The sequence below is a fragment of the Streptomyces sp. NPDC042371 genome, assembly GCF_056437465.1.
Genome location: NZ_JBWKAP010000009.1, coordinates 144,912 through 166,870 on the forward strand (window position 1 = coordinate 144,912; position 21,959 = coordinate 166,870).

A 21,959-nucleotide genomic window follows, 5' to 3' on the forward strand; every position below is an offset into this window, starting at 1 on the left:
CTGATCGAATCTGCTCGAATCGATGTGCGGGAGGCCCCACTTGAGAAGGTCAGCAGGGACCAGACGGCGGACGACGGTGTTCGGGTCCGCGGGCGCGCTTGTCGCGGCGACGCTGATAGCGGGCGCCGTCGCTGCCCCGACGGCGAACGCCGACGCGGCCCCGGCGGCGAAGGCCGACGCGGCCCGCTCCGGCAAGGACCGTGAGGCCCGTGGTGCCGAACTCGCCGCGCAGCGCGCCGCGAAGGCCGGGATCGACTGGCGGGACTGCCCCGCCGACTGGGGGCTGGAGAAGCCCATCCAGTGCGGCTGGGTCACCGTCCCGGTCGACTACGCCAAGCCGAACGGCAAGAAGATCAAGCTCGCTGTCGACCGCATCGGCAGCACCGGGAGCAAGGACGAGCGCCAGGGCTCCCTCGTCTACAACCCGGGCGGCCCCGGCGGCTCCGGCATGCGCTTCCCGCGCCGTGTCACCACCAAGAGCAAGCTGTGGGAGAAGACCGCGAAGGCGTACGACTTCGTGGGCTTCGACCCGCGCGGCGTCGGGCACTCCGCGCCCATCTCCTGCGTCGACCCGCAGGAGTTCGTGAAGGCGCCCAAGCTCGACCCGATCCCCGACAGCGAGGCCGACAAGCGCGCCCAGCGCAAGCTCGCCGCCGAGTACGCCGACGGCTGCCAGGAGCGCAGCGGCGACCTCCTGCCGCACATGACGACGCCCAACACCGCCCGCGACCTGGACGTCATCCGCGCCGCGCTCGGCGAGAAGAAGCTGAACTTCCTCGGCGTCTCCTACGGCACCTACCTGGGCGCGGTCTACAGCACCCTCTTCCCGGCGCACGTGCGCCGCATGATCTTCGACTCCGTGGTCAACCCGCGCACGGACAAGATCTGGTACGAGGTCAACCTGGACCAGGACGTGGCCTTCGAGAAGCGCCTCATCGACTGGATGACGTGGGTCGCGAAGAACGACTCCGCCTTCCACCTCGGCGACACCTACGGCAAGGTCCGCGCCCAGTGGGACAAGCTGCGCGCCACCGCCAAGCAGCAGCCCCTCGACGGCGTCGTCGGCCCGGCCGAGCTGCAGTCCTACTTCCAGAACGCGCCGTACTACGACTCGTCCTGGGTCGAGATCGCCACGAACTGGAGCAAGTACGTCGCCGGCGACCCGAAGCCCCTCGTCGAGGCGGCGAGCCCCGACCTGTCCGACACCGCGGGCAACATCGCCAGCGAGAACGGCAACGCGGTCTACACCGCGGTCGAGTGCGCCGACGCCAAGTGGCCGCGCAGCTGGCGGAAGTGGGACCGCGACAACACCCGCATCCACAAGACCAGCCCCTTCATGACCTGGGGCAACGCCTGGATGAACCTGCCCTGCGCCACCTGGTCCAGCAAGCAGCAGCGCCCGCTGGAGGTCCGCACGCACAAGGGTCTGCCGAAGACACTGATCATGCAGTCCACGCGTGACGCGGCCACGCCGTACCCCGGCGCCGTCGAGCTGCACAAGCGCCTCAAGGGCTCGCGCATGATCACGGAGAAGGACGCCGGTTCGCACGGCATCACCAACCTCGTCAACCCGTGCCTCAACAGCCGCGTCGACACCTACCTGTTGACCGGCAAGGTGGACGCCTCCGACGTGACGTGCGGCCCCCACGCCACGCCCAAGCCGTAACGGAAGCGGAACCGGAGCGCACGCCGCGCCGCCTCTCGGTCCGGGTGTCTTCCCGGCCGAGGGGCGGTGGGCCACTGGTGACAGGGCTGTCGACCAGCGCCCAGGCCGCATCGGGCACCTTCGCCGACAACCGCGCCGACACCGGCTTCCGGCAGGCCATGGAGAACCCGTCGGACGACGAGCGCATCAAGATGCCGGGCGGCGGTGGCGTCGTCGACAACGTCACGGACACCGTGGCGACGCTCTACCGGGACGAGGGCTGCACCTTGCCGCAGGACACGCTCGCGCCCAACCGCGGCGGTGCCTAGCTGTGGCGCACCCCGTACCGAGGCCGTCAGCTCAGCGGCATCCGCGGGAACTTGCGCGGCTCCTTGCCCCCGGCCGCCAAGCGCTCCCGCTCGGCTTCCTCGGCCTCCTCCGCCTTCACGACGGCCGCGTACTTGTCGACGTACTCCTGTCCGGAGAGCCCGAGGATCGCGTACATGATCTCGTCGGTGACGGCCCGGAGCACGGCCTTCTCGTTCTCCATGCCGACGTACCGCGAGAAGTCGAGGGGCTTGCCGAAGCGGATCGTCACCCGCTTGAAGTTCGGGACCTTCTGGCCGGGCGGCTGCGCCTCGAAGGTGCCGATCATGGCGCACGGGACCACCGGCACCTGGGCCTTGAGCGCCATCGCCGCGACGCCGACCTTGCCCTTGTAGAGCCTTCCGTCGTGCGAGCGGGTGCCCTCCGGATAGATGCCGAGCAGCTCGCCCTTGCGCAGCACGCCGAGGCCCTCGCGAATCGCGGCCTGCCCCGCTTCCTTGCCGGAGCGGTCCACCGGGATCTGCCCCGCGCTGCGGAAGAACGCGGCCGTCAGGCGCCCCTTGAGGCCCGGGCCCGTGAAGTACTCGGCCTTCGCGAGGAACGTGATGCGGCGCTTGATGATCGCGGGCATCAGGAAGTGGTCGGAGAACGACAGGTGGTTCCCCGCGACGATGGCCGCGCCGGCGTCCGGCACATGTTCCAGGCCCTCGATTCTGGGCCGGAACATCAGCCGGAGCAGCGGGCCGAGGATCACGTGCTTGAGCAGTAGGTAGAACATGGCGGCCGCCTTCCCCCTGATCCCGGTGCCGACGCACAGTAGCCAATCGACGGCGTGGAAGCGAGAGCCCGTTCGGGCCCTTGCGCGGCGCCGGACGGGCGAACGACCGGCGTGGCGGCTCGACGGACGTCCCGGCCGGAGGGTGCCCTGGCCTCTCCCCGGCGTCCTGCGACGCCACGGAACGTCACCGCCGTCGGTGCATCCGGCGCGTACCCCGGAGGTCTTCCTTGCGCTCGCTTCCCCTCGCTGCCGCCACTCTCATCGCTCTCGGAGGGCTCGCCCCCGCCCACGCGGCGGCGGACCCGGTCCCCACCCCGAAGCGTGGACTCTTCCTCACCGTGTCGGGCGCCGACCACACCTGGATCCGCGGCGTGCTGCTGCACTGCGCGCCCGAACCGTCGGGGGCCCACCCGCAGGCGGCCAAGGCCTGCGAGGCGATCGCTCAGGCGGGCGGGGACTTCAACGCGCTGCCCGACGACCCGCACGCGTGCACGAAGGAGTTCGACCCGGTCACGGCGACGGTGACCGGGTCGTACGAGGGCCGGGCGACCAGCTGGCACAAGACGTACCCGAACGCCTGCGCGATGGACGCGGACACCGGCTACGTGTTCCGCTTCTGAGCGGCGCCGACGACGGTCGCGCGACGCCGCGCCGAGCGGACCACGGTCGCGCGGCACCGCGGTCATGCGGTGCGCGACAGCACCATCGCCAGCGTGATCAGACCGAGCACGACCCAGCCGAACCACAACCAGCCGTTGCTTCCGAGCGCCACCGTATAGGCCGTCACCATGACGAGACCTCCGATGGTGAACCCACCCATGGTCTTCGTGGAACCTGGCATAGCTCAGCCTCCTCCCGGCAGCCTGCGGCGCCGATGCGCCCAGACCGCGGTCCGAAGACCATCGTCACCCGGGAGGCCCCTCCTGCGCTAGCGTCCGCGTGCGGCCAGTGAGGCCAGATAGGCGTTGTACGCCTCGAGGTCCTTGTCGCCGTCCCGGTCGGCCGCGCGGTCCTTGCGCCGGGCTTCGCGGTCCTCGGACTTGCGCCATTGGAAGAGCAGGGCCACCAGGACCACGACGGACGGGATCTCGCTGAAGGCCCAGGCGATGCCGCCCGCCGCCTCCTGATCGGAGAGCGCGTCGATGCCGAGCGAGGCGGGCGGGTGCATGTACGTACCGATCATCGGCTCGGTCGCCATCATCAGGGCGATGCCGAAGAACGCGTGGAACGGCATGCCCGCGAACAGCTCCAGCATCCGGAAGATATAACCGGGCCGGTGCGGCCCCGGGTCGACGCCCATGATCGGCCAGAAGAAGACCAGGCCGACGGCGAGGAAGTGGACCATCATCCCGATGTGGCCCGCCTTGGAGCCCATCAGCGTGTCGAAGAGCGGCGTGAAGTAGAGCGCGTACAGGCTCGCGATGAACAGCGGGATCGTGAACGCGGGATGCGTGATGATCTTGATGTAGCGGCTGTGCAGCAGCCAGAGGAGCCACTCGCGCGGACCCTTGCGGCCACGCCCCGCCGTCGGCAGCGCACGCAGCGCCAGCGTGATCGGCGCACCGAGCAGCAGCAGGATCGGCGACAGCATGCTGATCACCATGTGCTGCACCATGTGCACGCTGAACATGACCATGCCGTAGTCATTGAGCTTGGTGCACATCACGAGGAGCACGGTCAGGACGCCGAGCACGAACGAGATCGTGCGGCCCACCGGCCACTTGTCACCGCGCCGCACCAGCCGCGCCACGCCCCACCCGTACAGGGCGAGGGCCACCAGGCAGCCGATGAGGAAGAAGGGGTCGGCCGACAGCTCGAGGCCTCGCCCCAGCGTGAACGGCGGCAGATCCATGTTCATGCCGTGCCCGCTGTGATCCATCCAATGGCTCCTGATTCGTGCGGATTGTGCGAGGTGTGTCGGCACCAGAGTAGAACTGCCCCCGGCCGCTGACGCGACCGGGGGCAAGTAGTACAACGAGCAACAGGACTAGAGCACGCACTCCGCTTCGGCGTACCGCTCCTCGGGCACGGTCTTCAGCGTCTCGACGGCCTCGGCGAGCGGCACCATCGTGATGTCCGTGCCGCGCAGCGCCGTCATCCTGCCGAACTCGCCGCGGTGCACGGCCTCCACGGCGTGCCAGCCGAAGCGGGTCGCGAGCACGCGGTCGTACGCGGTCGGGGTACCGCCGCGCTGGACGTGGCCGAGGATGACCGGGCGGGCCTCCTTGCCGAGGCGCTGCTCCAGTTCGAGGGAGAGCTGCCGGGCGATGCCTGCGAACCGCTCGTGGCCGTAGACGTCCTTGCCGCCCTCGTCGTACTCCATGGAGCCCGCGCGGGGCTTGGCGCCCTCGGCGGCCACGACGATCGCGAACTTCTTGCCCGCGGAGAAGCGTTCCCCCACCTTCTGGGCCAGCTCCTCGATGTCGAAGGGGCGTTCCGGGACGACGATGGCGTGCGCGCCCGCGGCCATGCCCGAGTGCAGGGCGATCCAGCCGGTGTGCCGGCCCATCACCTCGACGATGAGCACGCGCTGGTGCGACTCCGCGGTGGTCTTGAGTCGGTCGAGGGCCTCGGTCGCCACGCCGACGGCCGTGTCGAAGCCGAAGGTGACGTCCGTGACGGCGATGTCGTTGTCGATGGTCTTGGGGACGCCGACGATGGGCAGGCCCGCGTCCGAGAGCAGCCGGGCGGCCTTGAGGGTGCCCTCACCGCCGATCGGGATGATCGCGTCGAGGCCGAGGTCGGCGACGTGCCCCTTGGCGCGCTCGACGCCGTCCCGCAGATTCGCGGGCTGGACGCGGGAGGAGCCGAGGATCGTGCCGCCGCGGGCGAGGATGCCGCCCACCGCGTCGAGGTCGAGCTTGCGGTAGTCGCATTCCAGGAGGCCTTTCCAGCCGTCGTGGAAGCCGATGACCTCGTCGCCGTGGTCCACCACCGCGCGGTGCACGACGGAGCGGATGACGGCGTTCAGGCCGGGGCAGTCGCCGCCGGAGGTCAGGACACCAATGCGCATTGCCCGGAATACCTTTGCAACGTGGGTCGATGACCGGACCACGTCGTCCGGCTGGATCCCCGCCACCCTATAGGCGCCGGGGGGCGGGGCCGCACCCGGCGTCCGAGGGCTGGACGCCCCCGCTCACATGTGCGGGCGGGGCGTCAAGCGGGCCCTTGTTGCGGGGTGTTACGCGGGCTGCTGCGCGGCGTTGATGCGCTCGGTGCGCAGCGCCTCGTACCAGCGGTCGTCCGTCGGCGGCAGCGCGTTCACATCGAGGGCCAGCTTCAGGAGCAGGTCCGCGATGAGCGGGTTGCGGGCGAGGACGGGGCCGTGCATGTACGTCCCGAAGACCGTGCCGTTGTACGCGCCTTCGGTGCCGTCGCCCGTGCCGTTGCCGCGGCCGAGGGTGACGCGGGCGAAGGGGCGCGCGGCCGGGCCGACGTGCGTGATGCCCTGGTGGTTCTCGAAGCCGGTCAGCGGCGGCAGGCCGAGCTGCGGGTCGATGTCGCCGAGCACGTCGCCGACGCAGCGGTCGCCCTCGCCGCGGGTGGAGACCACGTCGAGGAGGCCGAGACCCGGCTCGCGCTGGCCGAGGTCGTTGATGAACTCGTTGCCGAGGATCTGGTATCCGGCGCAGACCGAGAAGACGATCGCGCCGTTGCCCACCGCGCGCGCCAGGCCGCCGTCGCGGCGCAGCCGCTCGGCGGCGAGACGCTGCGGGCGGTCCTCGCCGCCACCGATCAGGTAGATGTCGCCGGAGGTGGGCACCGGCTGGTCGCTGCGCACGTCGTAGCGCTCGACCTGGAGACCGCGCTGACGCGCGCGGCGCTCCACCACCAGGGCGTTGCCCTGGTCTCCGTACGTGCTCAGCAGGTCGGGGTAGACCCACACCAGCCGCAGGCTGTTGTCGCTCATGCTCATGTCCTTATCCGGGCGGGTCAGTTGCCGACGCGGCGGCGAAGGTCCTGGAACGCGGTGTAGTTCGCGATCGTCTCGATGCGTCCCGGCGGGGCGAGCTGCACCGCCTCGTCGACGGTCTCGCAGACCCGGAAGTCCAGGCCCGCGACCTCGAGGCGCACGGCGAGGTCCAGCTTGCGGTCGCCGAGCACGAAGATCGGGTGACCGGCGAGACGGGTGTAGTCGACGTCCCAGAGCCAGGAGGTGTCCGTGCCGTCCGCGCCGCGCGCGTTCACGGAGAGGATCACCGGGGTCGGCGGCGGGTCGATCAGCGAAAACGTTTCGAGCCAGCCCGCGGGGTTCTTCGCGAGGAGCAGCCGCAGGTCGCGGCCCTGGAACTGCACGACGTCATAGCGTCCGGCGACCGCCTGCACCTGGTACATGCGCTCCAGGGCCACCTGCGGCGGCACTCCGAAGACGGCGGCCACGGCGGCCGATGAGGCGGCGTTGGCCTTGTTCGCCCGGCCCGGCAGCTGCAGGTGGATCGGCCACGCGGAGCCGTGCGGGTCCAGGACGTGGTCGCCGGAGAGGACCCAGCTGGGCGCCGGGCGGCGGAAACCGCACTCGCCGCAGAACCAGTCGTCCCCGGGGCGCTGCATGACGCCGCCGCAGGACGGGCACGACCAGGCGTCGTCCTTCCACTCCTGGCCCGCCGCCACCCACACCACGTTCGGCGAGGAGGAGGACGCCCAGACGACCAGCGGGTCGTCGGCGTTGGCGATGATCACGGCCTTGGAACCGGCCAGGCCCTCGCGCCACTTCTCGGCGAGCATGCGGGTCTCTCCGGCGCGGTCCAGCTGGTCGCGGGAGAGGTTGAGCAGGGCGATCGCCTTGGGGTCGACGTCACGGGCGACACCCGCGAGGTACTTCTCGTCGACCTCGATCACGCCGAACCTGGCGTCCGAGCCGCCCGCGAGCGCCGAGGTGATTCCGGCGGGCATGTTCGCACCGAGCGCGTTCGAGACGACCGGGCCGCTGGCTCCCAGTGCCTCGGCGATCAGTCGCGTGGTGGTCGTCTTGCCGTTGGTGGCCGACACGAGGACCACGTCCAGGTGCGTGGCGAGCCGTCCGAGCAGCTCGGGGTCGAGCCTGAGCGCGACCTTGCCGCCGATCACCGATCCGCTGCCGCGGCCCGCTGCCCGGGACACCGCCGCGGCCGCCTTGCCCGCCGTCACGGCCAGCTTGGCCCGCGGCGACAGCGGGTCCGTGTTGCCTGACATCTGTCGAGATCCTCCTTGCGTACGGCGCCGCGCCTGCCCCCGGCATCGTTTCGCTGCTCAGCCTATCGAGATCCGTTGACAAGCCCGAATCACGGCACCACCTCGGCACCTCGCCGGTGGCGCTCCGTCCCCCGGACCGTACTCTTGCCGCCATGCGACACAGCACGATCCCAGGCGCCTCGGGGCGCGTTCGACCTCTGACCCTGCTCGGTGACCCGGTGCTGCACGCGCCGTGCGAGGAGGTCACCGACTTCGGCCCCGAACTGGCGGTCCTCATCGAGGACATGTTCGCGACGATGTACGCCGCGCGGGGCGCGGGACTCGCCGCGAACCAGGTCGGCGTGGGCCTGCGGGTGTTCGTCTACGACTGCCCCGACGACGAGGACGTCCGCCACCTCGGGCACGTGGTCAACCCCAGGCTCGTCGAGGCGGACGGCGTGACGCTGCGCGGCCCGGAGGGCTGTCTGTCGCTGCCCGGCCTCGAGGCGGGCACGCCGCGCTTCGACCACGCCGTGGTCGAAGGCTTCGATCTGCGGGGGGAGCCGATCGAGGTGCACGGCACGGGCTGGTTCGCCCGTTGCCTCCAGCACGAGTGCGACCACCTCGACGGTGGTGTCTACACCGAGCGCGTCACGGGCTGGCGGCGCCGCAGGGTGCTGCGGGCCGCAGCCAAGGCCCCCTGGAACGTGTGAGGTCAGAACCCGGGACCTCCGACGCGGTTGCCCGCCGCCGCGAGCCGCCCCCACAGGAGGTCGGCCAGACTGCGTACCAATTGGGCGCGGGGGCAGGGCCGTTCGCCGAGCCACCAGTCGCCGGCCGCGTGCATCATGCCGACGATGCCGTGCCCCCACACCCGGGCGAGCTGGGCGCTTTCCGGGCCGAGGTCGACGCGCTCCTCGATGACCTCCGCGAGCTCCTCGCCGAGGCGGCGCAGCAGGGGAGCCGAGTGCAGCCCGACGTCGAAGCCCTGCTCGCCGGGGGAGGGGGCCTCCGACGGATGCATGAGGAAGCGGTAGACCTGCGGGCGGGCCTCGATGGCCGCGAGATAGGTGTCGAGCGTCGCCTCGACCCGCTCCCTGCGCTCGGCAGGGGCGTCGAGCGCGGCGCGCAGGGCCTCCAGGAGGGCGTCGGTGTGCCGCTTGGCGAGCGCGGCGTACAGGCCGCCCTTGTCGCCGAAGTGGCGGTAGAGGATCGGCTTGGTGATGCCCGCCTCGGCGGCGATGGCGTTCATCGAGGCGCCGGGGCCGTCGCGGAGCACGACCCGGTCGGCGGCCTCGAGCAGCTCTCGCCGTCGGTGCTCCGCGGACCGTTGCTGATCGGTCCGCTGCGTGGTCTCCATCGTTTCTCCCCGCCCGTGCTGAATCGGTGACGCACGCGCAACGTAACACCCGGCGTCCCGTGCGTATCGAACGGGCCATCGGGAGTTGACATGGACTACTGGCCAGTAACAGACTGCGGTTACCGCAAGTAACGTCGCAGATGATCGCAGGTCCTGGAGGGGTCATGGCCGAGTTCACCATGGAGCTCAACGACGAGCAGAAGGAGGTCCGGGACTGGCTCCACGGGTTCGCCGCCGATGTGATCCGCCCCGCGGCCGCCGAGTGGGACGAGCGCGAAGAGACCCCGTGGCCCATCATCCAGGAAGCGGCGAAGCTGGGGATCTACTCGCTCGATTTCTACGCACAGCAGTTCTTCGACCCCTCGGGCCTCGGCATCCCGATGGCGACGGAGGAGATCTTCTGGGGTGACGCGGGCATCGGCCTGTCCATCATGGGCACGGGTCTGGCCGCCGTCGGCGTGCTCGCCAACGGCACCGAGGAACAGATCGGCACCTGGATCCCGCAGATGTACGGCGACGTGAACGACGTGAAGGTCGCCGCCTTCTGCTCCTCGGAGCCCGACGCGGGCTCCGACGTGGCGGCCATGCGCACCCGCGCCGTCTACGACGAGGCCAAGGACGAGTGGGTCCTGAACGGCACGAAGACCTGGGCGACCAACGGCGGCATAGCCAACGTCCACGTCGTCGTCGCGGTCGTCGACCCCGAGCTCGGCTCGAAGGGGCACGCCTCCTTCATCGTTCCGCCGAACACCCCGGGCCTGTCCCAGGGGCAGAAGTTCAAGAAGCACGGCATCCGTGCCTCGCACACCGCCGAGGTCGTCCTGGAGGACGTCCGCGTCCCGGGTCACTGCCTGCTCGGCGGCAAGGAGAAGCTGGACGAGCGCATGGCCCGTGCGCGGGAGCGCGCCAAGTCCGGCGGCGAGCGCGTCAAGAACGCGGCGATGGCCACCTTCGAGGCCTCCCGTCCGGCGGTCGGCGCCATGGCGGTCGGCACGGCGCGTGCCGCGTACGAGGAGGCCCTGGAGTACGCCAAGACGCGCACCCAGTTCGGCCGCCCGATCATCGACAACCAGGGCATCGCCTTCCAGCTCGCCGACATGCGCACCCAGATCGACGCGGCCCGCCTCCTGGTGTGGCGCGCCTCCTGGATGGCCACCACCGGCAAGAAGTTCGAGTCGGCCGAGGGCTCCATGTCGAAGCTGTACGCGAGCGAGGTCGCCAAGAAGGTCACCGCGCAGGCCGTGCAGATCCTCGGCGGCAACGGCTTCACCCGCGAGTACCCGGTGGAGCGCATGCACCGCGACGCCGCGATCTACACGATCTTCGAGGGCACGAGCGAGATCCAGCGTCTCGTCATCGCGCGGACGCTTTCGGGGATGCCGATCCGCTAGGACCACCCCCTGAAGACCTGAAGAGAAGCCCCTCGGCGTTGTGAGCCGAGGGGCTTCTCTTCAGGTCTTCAGGGGCTATTTCCGGCGCCGGAAGGTCAACCAGATCCGGGCCGCGACCAGCCCGAGAACCACTACGCCGACGGTGATCTGCATCCAGCGCGGGAGGGCGCCCGAACCGGGGAGGTACAGGGCGAGGGTGGTCACGTCGTGCTCCTTGTCAGGGGTGGGGAGTGACGGACATTCTGCTACGGCGGCTCACCGCATGGCCCCTGCGGCGCGGTTCCAGGCCGCGTCACGCAGCAGACGCAGCCCGTTGAGGCCGACGACGACGGTGGAGCCCTCGTGGCCGAGAACGCCGAGCGGCAGCGGCAGGTTGCCCGCCAGGTCCCAGACGACCAGGCCGGAGACGAAGACCCCGGCGATGACCAGGTTCTGCACCACCAGGCGGCGGGCCGCCCGCGACAGGGCGATGACCTGGGGGACGGTGGCGAGTTCGTCGCGGACGACGACGGCGTCGGCGGTCTCCAGAGCGAGGTCGGACCCGGCGCGGCCCATGGCGATTCCGGTGTGGGCGGCGGCCAGGGCCGGGGCGTCGTTGACGCCGTCGCCGAGAACCATCGTCCTGCGGCCGCGGGCCTCCAGGCACCGTACGACCTCGACCTTGTCCTGGGGCAGGAGTCCGGCGTGGACGTCGTCACCGGCGATGCCGACCTCCGCGGCCAGGCGGGCGGCGGCGCGGGGGTTGTCGCCCGTCAGCAGCATCGGCGAACTGCCGGTCAGTTCGGTCAGGTCGGCGACGGTCGCGGCGGCGTCGGGACGCAGCCGGTCGGCGATGCCCAGCACCCCCACCGGGACCTCGTCGAGCAGGACAAGGACGGCCGTGCGGCCACCGTCCTCCAGGTCGCCCGCGGCCTCGGCGGCGCTGACCGTCGCGGTGTCGGCGTGGTGGTCGAGGAGGCGAGCGGGCGCGCCGACCGTGACGGTGCGGCCGGTGACGGTGGCGGTGACGCCGACGCCGGGCGTGGAAGTGAAGTCCCGCGTGTCGGCGATGGCCAGGCCGCGCGTGCGGGCAGTGTCGACGACGGCACGGGCCAGGGGGTGTTCGCTGGGGTGCTCGGCGGCGGCCGCCAGCGCCAGCAGGGCGTCCTCGGACAGCCCGGAGCGGGGCAGTGGGCGGATGTCGGTGACGCGCGGGGTGCCCTCGGTCAGGGTGCCGGTCTTGTCCAGGGCGACCGCGTCGACCTGCCCGAGGCGCTCCATCACCACCGCGGACTTCACCAGGACGCCATGGCGTCCGGCGTTGGCGATCGCCGACTGCAGCGGAGGCATCGTCGCAAGGACCACCGCGCACGGCGAGGCCACGATCATGAAAGTCATCGCCCGCAGCAGCGAAGCGGTCAGGTCCGCGCCGAACGCGAGGGGGACCAGGAAGACGGCCAGCGTCGCGACGACCATGCCCACGCTGTACCGCTGCTCGACCTTTTCGATGAACAACTGGGTCGGCGCCTTGGTCTCGGAGGCCTCCTCGACCATCGCCACGATCCGGGCGATCACCGAGTCCGAGGCGTCCCGCTCGACCTTGACCCGCAGGGCACCCGTGCCGTTCAGCGTGCCTGCGAAGACCTCGTCCCCGGCCTCCTTCGCGACGGGCAGCGACTCACCGGTGATGGTGGCCTGGTCCACCTCGCTGAGCCCGGACAGGACGCGGCCGTCCGCGCCGACCCGCTCGCCGGGGCGGACCAGGACGGTGTCCCCGACCACCAGCTCCTGCGTAGGGACCGTCGACTCGCTGCCGTCGTCGGCCAGGCGGGTGGCGACGGTCGGCGCGAGGTCGAGCAGGCCGCGCACCGCGTCCTGGGTCCGGGCGGTGGCCAGGGCCTCCAGCGCGCCGGAGGTGGCGAAGATGACGATCAGCAGCGCGCCGTCCATCGGCTGCCCGATCGAGGCCGCGCCGATCGCGGCCACGATCATCAGCAGATCCACATCGAGGGTCTTCTCCCGCAGTGCCGTCAGCCCCGCCCAGGCCGGTTCCCACCCGCCGGTGACGTAGGCGGCGGCGTAGAGAGGGCCCCACGACCAGGCGGACGCGCCGGTCAGCTGGAGCGGCAGCGCGATCAGGAACAGCACCAGTGCCGCGGCGGCCCAGCGCGCTTCCGCCAGGGCGAACACCCGGGTACGTCGCTTCGGCGCGGTATCCGGGGCGGTCGGCGCTGCCTGTGCGGGCCGCTGGATCAGGTCGGAAGGCATGGCAAAGAGACCCCTTCGGGGCGGAGGACGGCGACGCGCCCACCGTACAGGAACACCTGAACAGGTCTTCATATGTGACGAGTAGGATGGCGCCATGGGTCACGGAGTCGACGTCACGCACCACGCCAGCCCCCGGGAGCGCCTGGATGCGGTGGGGGCGACCGACGTCGCCGCCACGCTTCAGGCCCTGGCCACCCCTTCGCGGCTGTACATCCTGGCCCGCCTCCAGGAAGGCCCCTGCGCGGTCGGCGACCTCGCCGAGGCCGTGGGCATGGAAGCCTCGGCCTGCTCCCACCAGCTCCGCCTGCTGCGCAATCTCGGCCTCGTCGCCGGGGAACGCCGGGGCCGCTCCATCGTCTACGCCCTCTATGACGGCCACGTCGCCGAGCTGCTGGAACAGGCCCTCTTCCACGTCGAGCACCTGCGGCTCGGCCTGCGCGACGCCCCCGCGGCCGAAGCGGCCCCGGCTGCGCCCCGGCCGTAGGTTCCCCTAGTTGGGCGCCGGTTCCGCGGCTCGCGCCAGGGCGACGGGGTCGGACGTCGCGTCCCGGGCCTCCTCGGACAGCATGCCGACGGGTCGGCGTATCCATCGCGAAAACGGAACCGCATGCGGTCGCGGCGATATTAGAAAGGCAGACTTGCAAGTCTGACTGTCGATCTCGTAGCGTGGCGGTATGAGCGGACCCGTGCACGAACCGACGCCCGAGCAAGTCGCCGCCGACCTCACGCACGTCGTCGGACATCTCGTACGGAAACTGCGCAGCGCCTCGCCGATGAACGGGCTCAGCCCCTCGCAGCGCTCCGTGCTCGCCCGCCTCGACCGTGGCGGCCCCAGCACCACCGCGGGCCTGGCGCGCGCCGAGTTCGTGCGGCCGCAGTCGATGCGGATGACCGTGGCCGCCCTCGAAGCCATGGAGCTCATCGAGCGGGCGCCCGACCCGGACGACGGGCGGCAGTCCGTGGTCTCCCTGACCGAAGAGGGCCGCCGCACCCTCACCGACGGACGGGCCGCCAAGCGGGGCTGGCTGTCGGACGCGGTCTCCGAAGAGCTCGACCAGGCGGAGCTGCGCAGACTCGCCGACGCCATCGTGCTGCTGGAGCGACTGGTGCAGAAGTGAGGGTCACGTCCGTCGCGAGGGCGAAACGACCGGCGCCGGAGCGGCCCGGCTTCGGCGCGCGGCTGACCGCACCGCTGCTCCTCGGCTCCCTGCTCAATCCCCTCAACACCACGATGATCTCCACCGGCCTGGTGGCGATCGGCCACGACTTCGGCGTCGGCGCCTCCGACACCGCATGGCTCGTCTCCGTGCTCTACCTCGCGAGCGCCGTCGCCCAGCCCGTGCTCGGCAAGCTCGCCGACGGCATCGGACCGCGCCGCGTCTTCCTCGGCGGACTCGCGCTCGTCGTCGCGTCGGGCCTCGTCGGGGCGCTCGCCCCCGGATTCGGCTGGCTGCTCGTCTCCCGGGCGCTGCTCGGCGTCGGCTCGTCCGCCGCGTACCCCGCCGCGATGGCCGTCCTGCGCGACGAGTCCACGCGGCTCGGCAGCCCGACCCCGCGCACCGTCCTGGGCCGCCTCTCCTTCGCGGCGCTCGGCAGCGCGGCGATCGGCCCGACGCTCGGCGGACTCCTCGTCGCGACCGCGGGCTGGCGCGCCGTCTTCGCCGTCAACGTGCCGGTGGCGCTCATCGCGTACGCCACCGCCCTGCGGTGGATCCCCAAGGACATCCCGCGCGAGACCCCGGCGGCAGGCCGGGCGAACACGCTCGACCCGCTCGGCATCACGCTCTTCACGGGCGCACTGAGCTGCCTCGTCGTGTTCCTGCTCGACCTGCGCCATCCGATGTGGCTGCTACTGGCCCCGGTCGTCCTGCTCTCCGCGCTGCTCACCCGGTGGCAGCTGCGCCACCCGCACCCCTTCATCGACCTGCGCATGCTGGGCGCCAACCACGCGCTCGCCCGCACCTATCTGCGGCACGGACTGAGCTACCTCGTCGTGTACTGCGTGATGTACGGCTTCACACAGTGGCTGGAGGAGGAGCGCGGCTACTCCTCGCTGCACACCGGACTCGTCATGCTGCCGATGTCCCTGACCGCGCTGGCCTGTTCCCTGATCGGGGCGCGCACCAAGGGCATCCGCGCCCCGCTCACCGTCGCCGCCGTGCTCCTCACCGCGGGCAGCGCGCTGCTGCTCTGCACCACGGGGTCCACGCCGCTCGCCGTACTGCTTCTGGCCGGGGCCTGCTTCGGGATTCCACAGGGGCTCATGGGCACCGGCAACCAGGCCGCCGTGCAGCAGTTCGCGCCCGCCGACGCCATCGGGTCGGCGGCGGGACTCCAGCGCACCGCGCAGTACATCGGCGCCATCACGGCCTCCGGCCTGATCGGCCTCGCCTACGGGCAGCGGGCCGACGACGGCGGGCTGCACCTCATGGCCGCCGTCGGCGCCGTCCTGGCGCTTGCCCTGATCGTCCTGACCGCCACGGACCGCGCGCTGCGCCGCCGCCCCGGCCGGGACCAGGAAGCCAAGAACGCATGAGACAAGAACGTATGAGACAAGAACAGATGCGAAAGGCGACACCCATGACTGCCACCGTCCTCGACCCCACCACCGCTCTCGTCCTCGTCGACCTCCAGAAGGGCATCACCGCGCTGCCCACCGCCCACCCCTCGCAGCGGATCGTCGAACGGGCCGCCGCGCTCGCCGACGCCTTCCGCGAGCGCGGACTGCCCGTGGTCCTGGTGCGGGTGACCGGCGGCGCCCCCGGCCGCACCGAGGCCCCCGCGCGCGGCGGCGACGTGCCCGCGGACTGGGCGGAGCTCGTGCCCGAGCTCCGCCGCACCGACGCGGACATCGTCGTCACCAAGCAGCAGTGGGGCGCCTTCTACGGCACGGACCTCGACCTCCAGCTGCGCCGCAGGGGCGTCACCCAGGTCGTGCTTGCGGGCATCGCGACGAGCATCGGCGTGGAGTCGACGGCCCGCGCGGCGCACGAGCACGGCTACCACGTGACCGTGGCCGTCGACGCCGTCACCGACATGGACGCCGACGCCCACCGCAACAGCGTCGAGAAGATCTTCCCGCGCCTCGGCGAGACGGACACCACGGAAGCCATCGCCAAGCTCCTCGGATGAGGCCTCGGCCCACGGCCGGAACGCGCACGGCAGGAACGCCCACGGCCTACGGGCGGTACACGTACGGCGTGGTCGTGCACAGCGTGGCGAAACCGAGTCGGTCCAGGATCGGGCGGCTGTCGTCCGAGGCGTCCACCTGCAGATAGCGGTAGCCGCGCTCGACGGCGATGCGGGCGCGATGGGCCACCATCGCGCGGTAGATGCCCTTGCCGCGCCACTGCGGGTCGGTGCCGCCGCCCCAGAGCCCGGCGAAGTCGGTGCCGGGGCGGAACTCCATCCGCGCGCCGCACACCGGCCGGTCACCGGCCATCGCGACGACCGCCACGATCTCGTCCGGCGCCTCGGTGAGCTGGGCGAGCACACGCCGGGCGAGGTGCTCGCTCAGCGCCGCGTCGTCCTCCCCGAACGCGGCGAGGTGCGCCTCGGCCATGAGCCGTGCGCCTGTCGCGTCCGTCACCGGGAGCAGCCGGATGCCGTCCGGCAGTTCGGGGCCCGCGGGCAGGGCGGCGGCCTCGGCGACCATCACGGTCTCCACCGGCTCGGCCTCGAACCCGGCCGCGAGAAGACGCCCGCCGAGGTCCTCGGGCCGGTCGTAGGAGTGCAGCTTCCACTCGAACTCGCGCCTGGCGTCGGTGAAGTGGCGCACCTGCTCAGCGATCACGGCGTCCGCCGTCGACGCGTCGATGTCGGTCCACAGGACGCCGTTCCAGTCGTGTGCCGAGCCGGTCACACGGACGACGCCACCGGTCCGCTCGACCCGGGTGTCACCGCCTTCGCCCTGCGTGTCGTGCCGAAGCTGGCGGTCGTACGCGGCCAGTACCGCTGCATGATCCATGCGGTCACCTCAGCAGCGGGCCGAAGCGGCGGCAACCGATTTTCCGCCGGGGGCCTGAGGGCCTAGGTCTGCCAGCGGCAGCGCACGGCCGCCGTGGCGAAGCCGGGTCCGAAGGCGATGGCCGCGCCGTGCGCGCCGTCCTCCGGAGGGTCGGCGTGGGTGCGTTCCAGGACGCGCAGGATGCTCACGCCGCCGAGGTTCCCCTCGTGGCTGAGCGTGTCCGTGGAGTGCCGGGAGTCGTGCTCGTCCATGCGCAGCGCGGCCGCCGTGTCGGCGATGATGCGCGGGCTGCCGGGGTGGATGACGGCGAAGTCGAGCTGCCGCGGGCCCAGCCACTCCAGGAGGTGCGGCATCACGTCCGTGACGGCGGCAAGGACCTGCTTGGTCGAGTCGAAGTGGATGCCGTCCATGGAGATCCGGCCGCGCTGGCGCTCCAGGCTGCCCGCCAGGACGTACTCGAAGGTGTCCTCGATGGCCAGTCCGGGACCCAGCGGTGTGTCGGTGACGACGGTCGCGGAGGCCGCGTCCCCGAACAGCGCCTTGTAGATCATCGACTCGATGGTGGTGTCGCTGTGGTGGTAGATGCTGGACAGCACCTCGGAGGCCACGACCAGGACCTTGCTGCCGGGCCGTGCGGCGATGAGGTCGGCGGCGCGGGTGAGGGCCTGGGTGCCGCCGGGGCAGGCCACCGAGGTGAGCGCGATGCGGCGCAGGTCGGGACGGAGGCCGAGGCGGGTGACGAGGTGGATGTCCAGGTTGGGGACGGCCCAGCTCGTGGTGTGCGTGGTGACGATCGCGTCGATGTCCTGCGCGGCGAGGCCCGCGCTGTCCAGGGCCATGGCCGAGGCGCGCTCGGCCATGGCGAGCGCGTCGGTGAAGGCGACTTGCGCGCGTTCGCCGACGTCGGCCGTCCCGGACACCGTGGGGGAGCCGAGCGGGCGCGTGAAATGGCGGGTCTGCACGCCGCAATTGCCGATGACGCGGAGGATGGCGCGCAACCGAGGGTGGTCGGCGTGGTGCGCGCTCACGTCCTCGGCTATCTCGGCCGTGGTGACCTTGTGGTCGCCGAAGACGGTGTGTGGTCTGAGTACGTGAGCAGTCACGAGGCGACTCCCCATGGATCGGCGAAGCGGGTGGGGGTGTGGCCAAAGTACTGCACTGTGCCGGGAGTGCCCTGTCGAGCGCCGTATTCTCGAATGTGTGTGCGATGCGCGTGTGTGCGATACGCGTGTGTGAGATGCGCGTATGAGGTGTGTGCGCGGGCTCAGTCGGAGCGGAGGATGGGCGCCCGCGAGTGGATGCGGTGCGTGCCGCGGTGGAACACCAGGATCATCAGCCGGGAGCCGGGCGCCGTCAGGGGCTGCGCCGCGCACATGGTGACCCAGCCGGGGCCCTCCAGGGCGTGCAGCAGGGGGCGCTCGTCGCCGTCGGGGTGTGGATGGGAGTTGCCCGCGGCGTAGAGATCGGCGGTCTCGGGGTCGGCCAGGATCTCCTTCTCGATCTGCCGCAGGATGTCGTCGTCGGGCCTGGTGGCGAGCGCCGCCCGCAGCTGAGGCAGCACCATCGGGGCCCAGGCGGTGTGCCAGTCCATCAGGGTCTCGCGCCCGTGCGGGTCCAGGAGCATCCAGCGCAGCGTGTTGCCGGGGACCTTGCCGCTCGGGAACATGCCGGCGAAGGCGGTGTTGTACGCGAGCATCTCCCAGGACGCGTCGGTCACGTAGGCCATGTGTCCGATGCCGTCGACCGCCTCCTGCCAGACGCCGGGCACCTCCTTGCCGGAGGAGAGGTGGAGCGGTCCCGGCGGGTCCTGCAGCAGTGCGTACCGGCAGAGGGACACCCACTCCTGTTCGTTCAGCCCGAACAGGCGTGCCACGTCCCGGAGCAGCGAGGTCGGCGGATTGGGGTAATTGCCGGACTCGAGACGGTGATACGTCCCGAACGTGCGGTGGAGCAGTTGGTCGACCTGGTGCTGTGACAGGCCGGGGGCGCGCCGGCCCTGGCCTGTCGGGCGGGCGAAGCCGTGCGATTCGGGGGCTATGAGGGCGCGTCGTTCGCGGAGCAGAGCGCGGAGCGCCGTCTTGTTCATGGTGGGTAATCCCTCTTGGTGCACGCCGAGTTGGAGCGTGATCAGTCTAAATATTCACATCGGCTTTGGTAGTAAACATTGCCCGAAGAAAACGATCAGTTGCTCGGGCATGATGGAGCTTGCGGGGTCACCGACCTGCAGGTTTGATCGTCGGCGGGCGCCCGTGCACAACAGCGGGGCATCTTGTCCGGGGAGTTCGAGAATGGCTGAAATTCCCCGGCATTGGGTACCCCCTAGGCCTACAGGGCCGATGTGGGAAGCGTGTGGGACAACTGTTCGTATTTTGATCCGTGTGGTCGGAATCGGAGCAGCGCAGGACCGCACAGCTCTGCTCCCCGCGCCGGTTCCGTAGGACCACCGGATGCGGTCGGTGCCGTCACTCGCCATTACGTAGCGGCCACGGTACCGGCCGCCCGTGGTTGTCCCGGGCGGATCACGTGGCCGTGATGTGCTCCTCCGCCCGCGCCAGAATCTCCGAGACGCGCAGCCCGAACCGTACGTCGCACGGATGCGGCGTGCCCGTGGCCGCGGACTCGACGAGCGCGTCCACCGCCGCTCCGAACGGGTCGCCCGCGTCTTCCCACGACGGAAGCACCGCCGTGCCGTTCTCGCCGCGCAGCTCCACCGCCACGCCCTCGCACTTCGCCGGTGCCGAGAGGGTCAGCGTCGCCGTGCTGGAGGCGCCGCCCGTGTGCCGCAGGATCAGATGGACCGTGTCCCTGGGGCCCGGTGCCGCGGTCACGTCGGTGACGTCGCCGAGTACGGGCAGCAGCATCGAAAGGGCGTGCGGGCCGACATCCCACAGGCCGCCCCGGCTCGCGCGCCAGGGCGACGAGAACGCGGCGCTGCCGTCCGGCGCGTAGAACGAGCCGTACCAGTCGGCGCGGCCCGTGAACCAGCCGCCCGTGGCGACCTGGTCGGCCAGCCAGGCCGCCGAGGCGCGGGTGAAGCGCAGCGTGAAGTAGACCACGGAGGCCACCCCCGCACGCTCGGCCGCCGCCGCGAGGTCCCGCGCCCCGGCGGGCGTCGTGGCCACGGGCTTGTCCAGCAGTAGATGGCAGCCCGCCGCCGCGGCCCGCGCGGCGAGGGGTGCCTGCACGTCGGGCGGTACCGCGAACGCCACGGCGTCACTCGCGGCGAACAGCTCGTCCACGTCCGCGTACGCCCGCGTGCCGTGCTCGGCGGCGAGCGCGGCCGCCGCTTCGGGGCGGCGGCCCCAGATGCCACTGAGGTCCACGCCCGGGTGCCGGGCCAGCGCGGGGGCGTGCGTGGCGGAGGCCCAGGGGCCCGTGCCCACCAGGCCGAAGCGGAGTCGGTTCATGGGCCGCAGTATGACCGAAGCCGCCCGCCGCGGACCTGTCGCGGCAGGAGGTGCGCGGCCCGCCTGGGCGGTTCACGGCCAAGGGGCGACGGTGTACGGCCGGGGTCCGAGGGTCCACTGTCTCCCTAATTCCTCTCGGCACCTCTCGGTGAATAGCCATTCACCCGATATGGTGAATGGCTATTCACCTCACAGCAGGGGGAGAGAGGCCATGGCGCCTGTTCCGACAGCCGGTGGCGCGGGAGGGCTGCGCAGTCGGCTGGCTGTCCCCGTGCTCGCCTTCGGCGGCATCCTCATGGCCGTCACGCAGACCGTCGTCGTGCCGCTGCTGCCCGATCTGCCCCGCCTGACGGACAGCTCGGCCGGTGCCGTGTCCTGGCTGGTCACCGCGACACTGCTGTCCGGAGCGGTGCTCACACCCGTACTCGGCCGGGCCGGTGACATGTACGGCAAGCGCCGCGTCCTGCTGATCGCCCTCGGCCTGATGGCCGGGGGCTCGGTGCTCTGTGCGCTCACGTCCGACATCCGGCTGCTGATCGCGGCACGGGCCCTGCAGGGCGCGTCCGCCGCGGTGGTGCCCCTGTCCATCAGCATCCTGCGCGACGAACTCCCGCCGCAGCGCACCGCGTCCGCCGTCGCCCTGATGAGCTCCACGGTCGGGATCGGCGCGGCGCTCGGTCTGCCGCTGGCCGCGCTCATCGTGCAGTACGCGGACTGGCACGTCATGTTCTGGGTGACGGCAGCACTGAGCACCGCCGGTCTCCTGCTCGCCCGGTGGGCCGTGCGGGAGTCTCCGGTGCGTTCGCCGGGGCGGTTCGACACGTGGGGCGCGCTCGGCCTGGCGGCCGGACTCGTCTGCCTGTTGCTCGCGGTGTCGCAGGGCGGTCAGTGGGGGTGGGGGAGTGGGCCCGTCCTCGGGCTGTTCGCGGGTGCCGTCGTCATCCTGTCCGTCTGGTGGCGGATGCAGTTGCGGGCGGAGCAGCCGCTGGTGGACCTGCGCCTGGCGTCCGGACGGCGCGTCGCCCTGCCGCACGTGACCGCGCTGCTCGCCGGGTTCGCCTTCTACGCCAACTCGCTGGTGACCGCGCAATTGGTGCAGGCGCCCGCGGAGAGCGGCTACGGCCTGGAGCTGTCGATCGTGGCGACCGGTCTGTGCCTGCTGCCCAACGGCGTGATCATGCTGGTCCTCTCGCCCTTCTCGGCCCGCGTCTCTACGGCACGCGGGCCCCGGGTCACCCTCGCGGTCGGCGGCGCGATCATGGCGCTCGGCTATGCCGTACGCATCGTCGACAGCCGGGAGCTGTGGGTGATCATGATCGGCGCCGCGGTCGTGTCGACCGGGACGACCTTCGCGTACTCGGCGCTGCCCACGCTGATCCTGCGCGCGGTCCCGGTCGAGCAGACCGCGTCGGCGAACGGCGTGAATGTCCTGATGCGGACGATCGGCCAGAGCGTCTCCAGCGCGGCGGTCGCCGCCGTACTCGTCCGGCACGCCTCGTCCGCCGACGGCGTCCGCTTCCCCACGCTCGGCGGCTACCAACTCGCCTTCACCCTGGCGGGCACGGTCGCGCTCATCGCATGTGTCACCGCACTCGCCATACCCTCGGACACGGCCCCGAAGAGCGACCGGAAGACCGCCGGACGCGGCGGGCCGACCCAGGAGACCGCGCTGGAGGGAAGCTGACG

General features: G+C 71.3%; 23 protein-coding genes. 10 read left to right on the forward strand and 13 right to left on the reverse strand.

The window, feature by feature from the left end:
- The first annotated feature begins 40 nt into the window (after positions 1 to 40).
- Both AC068B_RS27365 and AC068B_RS27370 read left to right on the forward strand, forming a co-directional pair.
- Entirely contained in the window at positions 41 to 1,666 is a 1,626-nt protein-coding gene (locus AC068B_RS27365; RefSeq protein ID WP_478674291.1) for an alpha/beta hydrolase, read from the forward strand.
- 77 nt (positions 1,667 to 1,743) lie between these two features.
- Entirely contained in the window at positions 1,744 to 1,974 is a 231-nt protein-coding gene (locus tag AC068B_RS27370) for a hypothetical protein (RefSeq protein ID WP_478674292.1), read from the forward strand.
- Positions 1,975 to 2,000: 26 nt separating this feature from the next.
- Here AC068B_RS27370 and AC068B_RS27375 read toward each other — a convergent pair whose 3' ends face one another.
- A complete protein-coding gene (locus tag AC068B_RS27375) occupies positions 2,001 to 2,750 on the reverse strand; it encodes a lysophospholipid acyltransferase family protein (protein WP_468567011.1) in 750 nt (249 codons plus the stop codon).
- 227 nt (positions 2,751 to 2,977) lie between these two features.
- Here AC068B_RS27375 and AC068B_RS27380 point away from each other — a divergent pair, with 227 nt between their 5' ends.
- The gene (locus tag AC068B_RS27380) at positions 2,978 to 3,370 is read left to right on the forward strand and encodes an SSI family serine proteinase inhibitor (protein WP_478674293.1); all 393 of its coding nucleotides are present in this window, start codon (positions 2,978 to 2,980) and stop codon (positions 3,368 to 3,370) included.
- Between the two features lie 62 nt (positions 3,371 to 3,432).
- Here the strand turns inward: AC068B_RS27380 and AC068B_RS27385 are convergent, their stop codons facing one another.
- The 5 genes from AC068B_RS27385 to AC068B_RS27405 form a co-directional block, all read right to left on the reverse strand.
- The gene (locus AC068B_RS27385) at positions 3,433 to 3,591 is read right to left on the reverse strand and encodes a hypothetical protein (RefSeq protein WP_107098122.1); all 159 of its coding nucleotides are present in this window, start codon (positions 3,589 to 3,591) and stop codon (positions 3,433 to 3,435) included.
- An 87-nt stretch (positions 3,592 to 3,678) separates the two neighbouring features.
- Positions 3,679 to 4,629, reverse strand: a complete 951-nt coding sequence (locus tag AC068B_RS27390) for a cytochrome c oxidase assembly protein (RefSeq protein WP_356267729.1) — start codon at positions 4,627 to 4,629, stop codon at positions 3,679 to 3,681.
- Positions 4,630 to 4,737: 108 nt separating this feature from the next.
- Complete coding sequence (locus AC068B_RS27395; RefSeq protein WP_356267727.1) at positions 4,738 to 5,763, reverse strand: 6-phosphofructokinase; 1,026 nt, start codon at positions 5,761 to 5,763, stop codon at positions 4,738 to 4,740.
- A 168-nt stretch (positions 5,764 to 5,931) separates the two neighbouring features.
- Positions 5,932 to 6,660, reverse strand: a complete 729-nt coding sequence (locus AC068B_RS27400; protein ID WP_055568086.1) for a type 1 glutamine amidotransferase — start codon at positions 6,658 to 6,660, stop codon at positions 5,932 to 5,934.
- A 23-nt stretch (positions 6,661 to 6,683) separates the two neighbouring features.
- Positions 6,684 to 7,922 carry a MurT ligase domain-containing protein gene (locus AC068B_RS27405; RefSeq protein WP_478674294.1) on the reverse strand — a complete coding sequence of 413 codons (1,239 nt, stop codon included), beginning with the start codon at positions 7,920 to 7,922 and terminating at the stop codon, positions 6,684 to 6,686.
- Between the two features lie 152 nt (positions 7,923 to 8,074).
- Here AC068B_RS27405 and def point away from each other — a divergent pair, with 152 nt between their 5' ends.
- Complete coding sequence (gene def, locus AC068B_RS27410) at positions 8,075 to 8,614, forward strand: peptide deformylase (RefSeq protein ID WP_468567020.1); 540 nt, start codon at positions 8,075 to 8,077, stop codon at positions 8,612 to 8,614.
- A gap of 2 nt (positions 8,615 to 8,616) precedes the next feature.
- On the opposite strand, the gene AC068B_RS27415 is transcribed toward def, so the two are convergent.
- The gene (locus tag AC068B_RS27415; protein WP_150164114.1) at positions 8,617 to 9,261 is read right to left on the reverse strand and encodes a TetR/AcrR family transcriptional regulator; all 645 of its coding nucleotides are present in this window, start codon (positions 9,259 to 9,261) and stop codon (positions 8,617 to 8,619) included.
- A 164-nt stretch (positions 9,262 to 9,425) separates the two neighbouring features.
- Between AC068B_RS27415 and AC068B_RS27420 the strand changes: the two genes are divergently transcribed.
- Entirely contained in the window at positions 9,426 to 10,652 is a 1,227-nt protein-coding gene (locus tag AC068B_RS27420; RefSeq protein WP_150181991.1) for an acyl-CoA dehydrogenase family protein, read from the forward strand.
- A 75-nt stretch (positions 10,653 to 10,727) separates the two neighbouring features.
- On the opposite strand, the gene AC068B_RS27425 is transcribed toward AC068B_RS27420, so the two are convergent.
- Both AC068B_RS27425 and AC068B_RS27430 read right to left on the reverse strand, forming a co-directional pair.
- Positions 10,728 to 10,856 carry a hypothetical protein gene (locus tag AC068B_RS27425; protein ID WP_306337737.1) on the reverse strand — a complete coding sequence of 43 codons (129 nt, stop codon included), beginning with the start codon at positions 10,854 to 10,856 and terminating at the stop codon, positions 10,728 to 10,730.
- Positions 10,857 to 10,907: 51 nt separating this feature from the next.
- Complete coding sequence (locus tag AC068B_RS27430; RefSeq protein ID WP_478674295.1) at positions 10,908 to 12,899, reverse strand: heavy metal translocating P-type ATPase; 1,992 nt, start codon at positions 12,897 to 12,899, stop codon at positions 10,908 to 10,910.
- Positions 12,900 to 12,993: 94 nt separating this feature from the next.
- Here AC068B_RS27430 and AC068B_RS27435 point away from each other — a divergent pair, with 94 nt between their 5' ends.
- The 4 genes from AC068B_RS27435 to AC068B_RS27450 all read left to right on the forward strand — a co-directional run bounded on the left by AC068B_RS27435 (position 12,994) and on the right by AC068B_RS27450 (position 16,031).
- On the forward strand, positions 12,994 to 13,383 hold the full coding sequence (locus tag AC068B_RS27435) for an ArsR/SmtB family transcription factor (protein WP_478674296.1): 390 nt from the start codon (positions 12,994 to 12,996) through the stop codon (positions 13,381 to 13,383).
- 190 nt (positions 13,384 to 13,573) lie between these two features.
- Positions 13,574 to 14,017 (forward strand): MarR family winged helix-turn-helix transcriptional regulator, encoded by a 444-nt coding sequence (locus AC068B_RS27440; RefSeq protein WP_478674297.1) that lies wholly within the window; start codon positions 13,574 to 13,576, stop codon positions 14,015 to 14,017.
- A complete protein-coding gene (locus AC068B_RS27445) occupies positions 14,014 to 15,435 on the forward strand; it encodes an MFS transporter (RefSeq protein WP_478674298.1) in 1,422 nt (473 codons plus the stop codon). Before AC068B_RS27440 ends, AC068B_RS27445 begins: the two co-directional genes overlap by 4 nt.
- A gap of 44 nt (positions 15,436 to 15,479) precedes the next feature.
- The gene (locus AC068B_RS27450; protein ID WP_478674299.1) at positions 15,480 to 16,031 is read left to right on the forward strand and encodes an isochorismatase family protein; all 552 of its coding nucleotides are present in this window, start codon (positions 15,480 to 15,482) and stop codon (positions 16,029 to 16,031) included.
- A gap of 46 nt (positions 16,032 to 16,077) precedes the next feature.
- On the opposite strand, the gene AC068B_RS27455 is transcribed toward AC068B_RS27450, so the two are convergent.
- The 4 genes from AC068B_RS27455 to AC068B_RS27470 all read right to left on the reverse strand — a co-directional run bounded on the left by AC068B_RS27455 (position 16,078) and on the right by AC068B_RS27470 (position 20,273).
- Positions 16,078 to 16,866: a GNAT family N-acetyltransferase gene (locus tag AC068B_RS27455; RefSeq protein ID WP_478674300.1), complete on the reverse strand. Its 789-nt coding sequence runs from the start codon at positions 16,864 to 16,866 to the stop codon at positions 16,078 to 16,080.
- 62 nt (positions 16,867 to 16,928) lie between these two features.
- Entirely contained in the window at positions 16,929 to 17,969 is a 1,041-nt protein-coding gene (locus AC068B_RS27460; protein ID WP_478674301.1) for a PhlD, read from the reverse strand.
- Between the two features lie 161 nt (positions 17,970 to 18,130).
- Entirely contained in the window at positions 18,131 to 18,952 is an 822-nt protein-coding gene (locus AC068B_RS27465; protein ID WP_356267703.1) for an MmyB family transcriptional regulator, read from the reverse strand.
- Between the two features lie 433 nt (positions 18,953 to 19,385).
- On the reverse strand, positions 19,386 to 20,273 hold the full coding sequence (locus tag AC068B_RS27470; protein WP_478674302.1) for a Gfo/Idh/MocA family protein: 888 nt from the start codon (positions 20,271 to 20,273) through the stop codon (positions 19,386 to 19,388).
- A gap of 211 nt (positions 20,274 to 20,484) precedes the next feature.
- On the opposite strand from AC068B_RS27470, the gene AC068B_RS27475 reads away from it, so the two are divergent.
- Entirely contained in the window at positions 20,485 to 21,957 is a 1,473-nt protein-coding gene (locus AC068B_RS27475; protein WP_478674303.1) for an MFS transporter, read from the forward strand.
- The last annotated feature ends 2 nt before the right edge of the window (positions 21,958 to 21,959 follow it).

Bases quoted from the DNA above. Each gene is read 5' to 3' on its own strand.
- AC068B_RS27385 (WP_107098122.1), bottom strand. From the start codon at position 3,591: ATGCCAGGTTCCACGAAGACCATGGGTGGGTTCACCATCGGAGGTCTC.
- AC068B_RS27395 (WP_356267727.1), bottom strand. From the start codon at position 5,763: ATGCGCATTGGTGTCCTGACCTCCGGCGGCGACTGCCCCGGCCTGAAC.
- AC068B_RS27475 (WP_478674303.1), top strand. From the start codon at position 20,485: ATGGCGCCTGTTCCGACAGCCGGTGGCGCGGGAGGGCTGCGCAGTCGG.
- AC068B_RS27455 (WP_478674300.1), bottom strand. From the start codon at position 16,866: ATGGATCATGCAGCGGTACTGGCCGCGTACGACCGCCAGCTTCGGCAC.
- AC068B_RS27405 (WP_478674294.1), bottom strand. From the start codon at position 7,922: ATGTCAGGCAACACGGACCCGCTGTCGCCGCGGGCCAAGCTGGCCGTG.
- AC068B_RS27375 (WP_468567011.1), bottom strand. From the start codon at position 2,750: ATGTTCTACCTACTGCTCAAGCACGTGATCCTCGGCCCGCTGCTCCGG.
- AC068B_RS27430 (WP_478674295.1), bottom strand. From the start codon at position 12,899: ATGCCTTCCGACCTGATCCAGCGGCCCGCACAGGCAGCGCCGACCGCC.
- AC068B_RS27450 (WP_478674299.1), top strand. From the start codon at position 15,480: ATGACTGCCACCGTCCTCGACCCCACCACCGCTCTCGTCCTCGTCGAC.
- AC068B_RS27465 (WP_356267703.1), bottom strand. From the start codon at position 18,952: ATGAACAAGACGGCGCTCCGCGCTCTGCTCCGCGAACGACGCGCCCTC.
- AC068B_RS27470 (WP_478674302.1), bottom strand. From the start codon at position 20,273: ATGAACCGACTCCGCTTCGGCCTGGTGGGCACGGGCCCCTGGGCCTCC.
- AC068B_RS27440 (WP_478674297.1), top strand. From the start codon at position 13,574: ATGAGCGGACCCGTGCACGAACCGACGCCCGAGCAAGTCGCCGCCGAC.
- AC068B_RS27390 (WP_356267729.1), bottom strand. From the start codon at position 4,629: ATGGATCACAGCGGGCACGGCATGAACATGGATCTGCCGCCGTTCACG.
- AC068B_RS27400 (WP_055568086.1), bottom strand. From the start codon at position 6,660: ATGAGCGACAACAGCCTGCGGCTGGTGTGGGTCTACCCCGACCTGCTG.
- def (WP_468567020.1), top strand. From the start codon at position 8,075: ATGCGACACAGCACGATCCCAGGCGCCTCGGGGCGCGTTCGACCTCTG.
- AC068B_RS27420 (WP_150181991.1), top strand. From the start codon at position 9,426: ATGGCCGAGTTCACCATGGAGCTCAACGACGAGCAGAAGGAGGTCCGG.
- AC068B_RS27435 (WP_478674296.1), top strand. From the start codon at position 12,994: ATGGGTCACGGAGTCGACGTCACGCACCACGCCAGCCCCCGGGAGCGC.
- AC068B_RS27415 (WP_150164114.1), bottom strand. From the start codon at position 9,261: ATGGAGACCACGCAGCGGACCGATCAGCAACGGTCCGCGGAGCACCGA.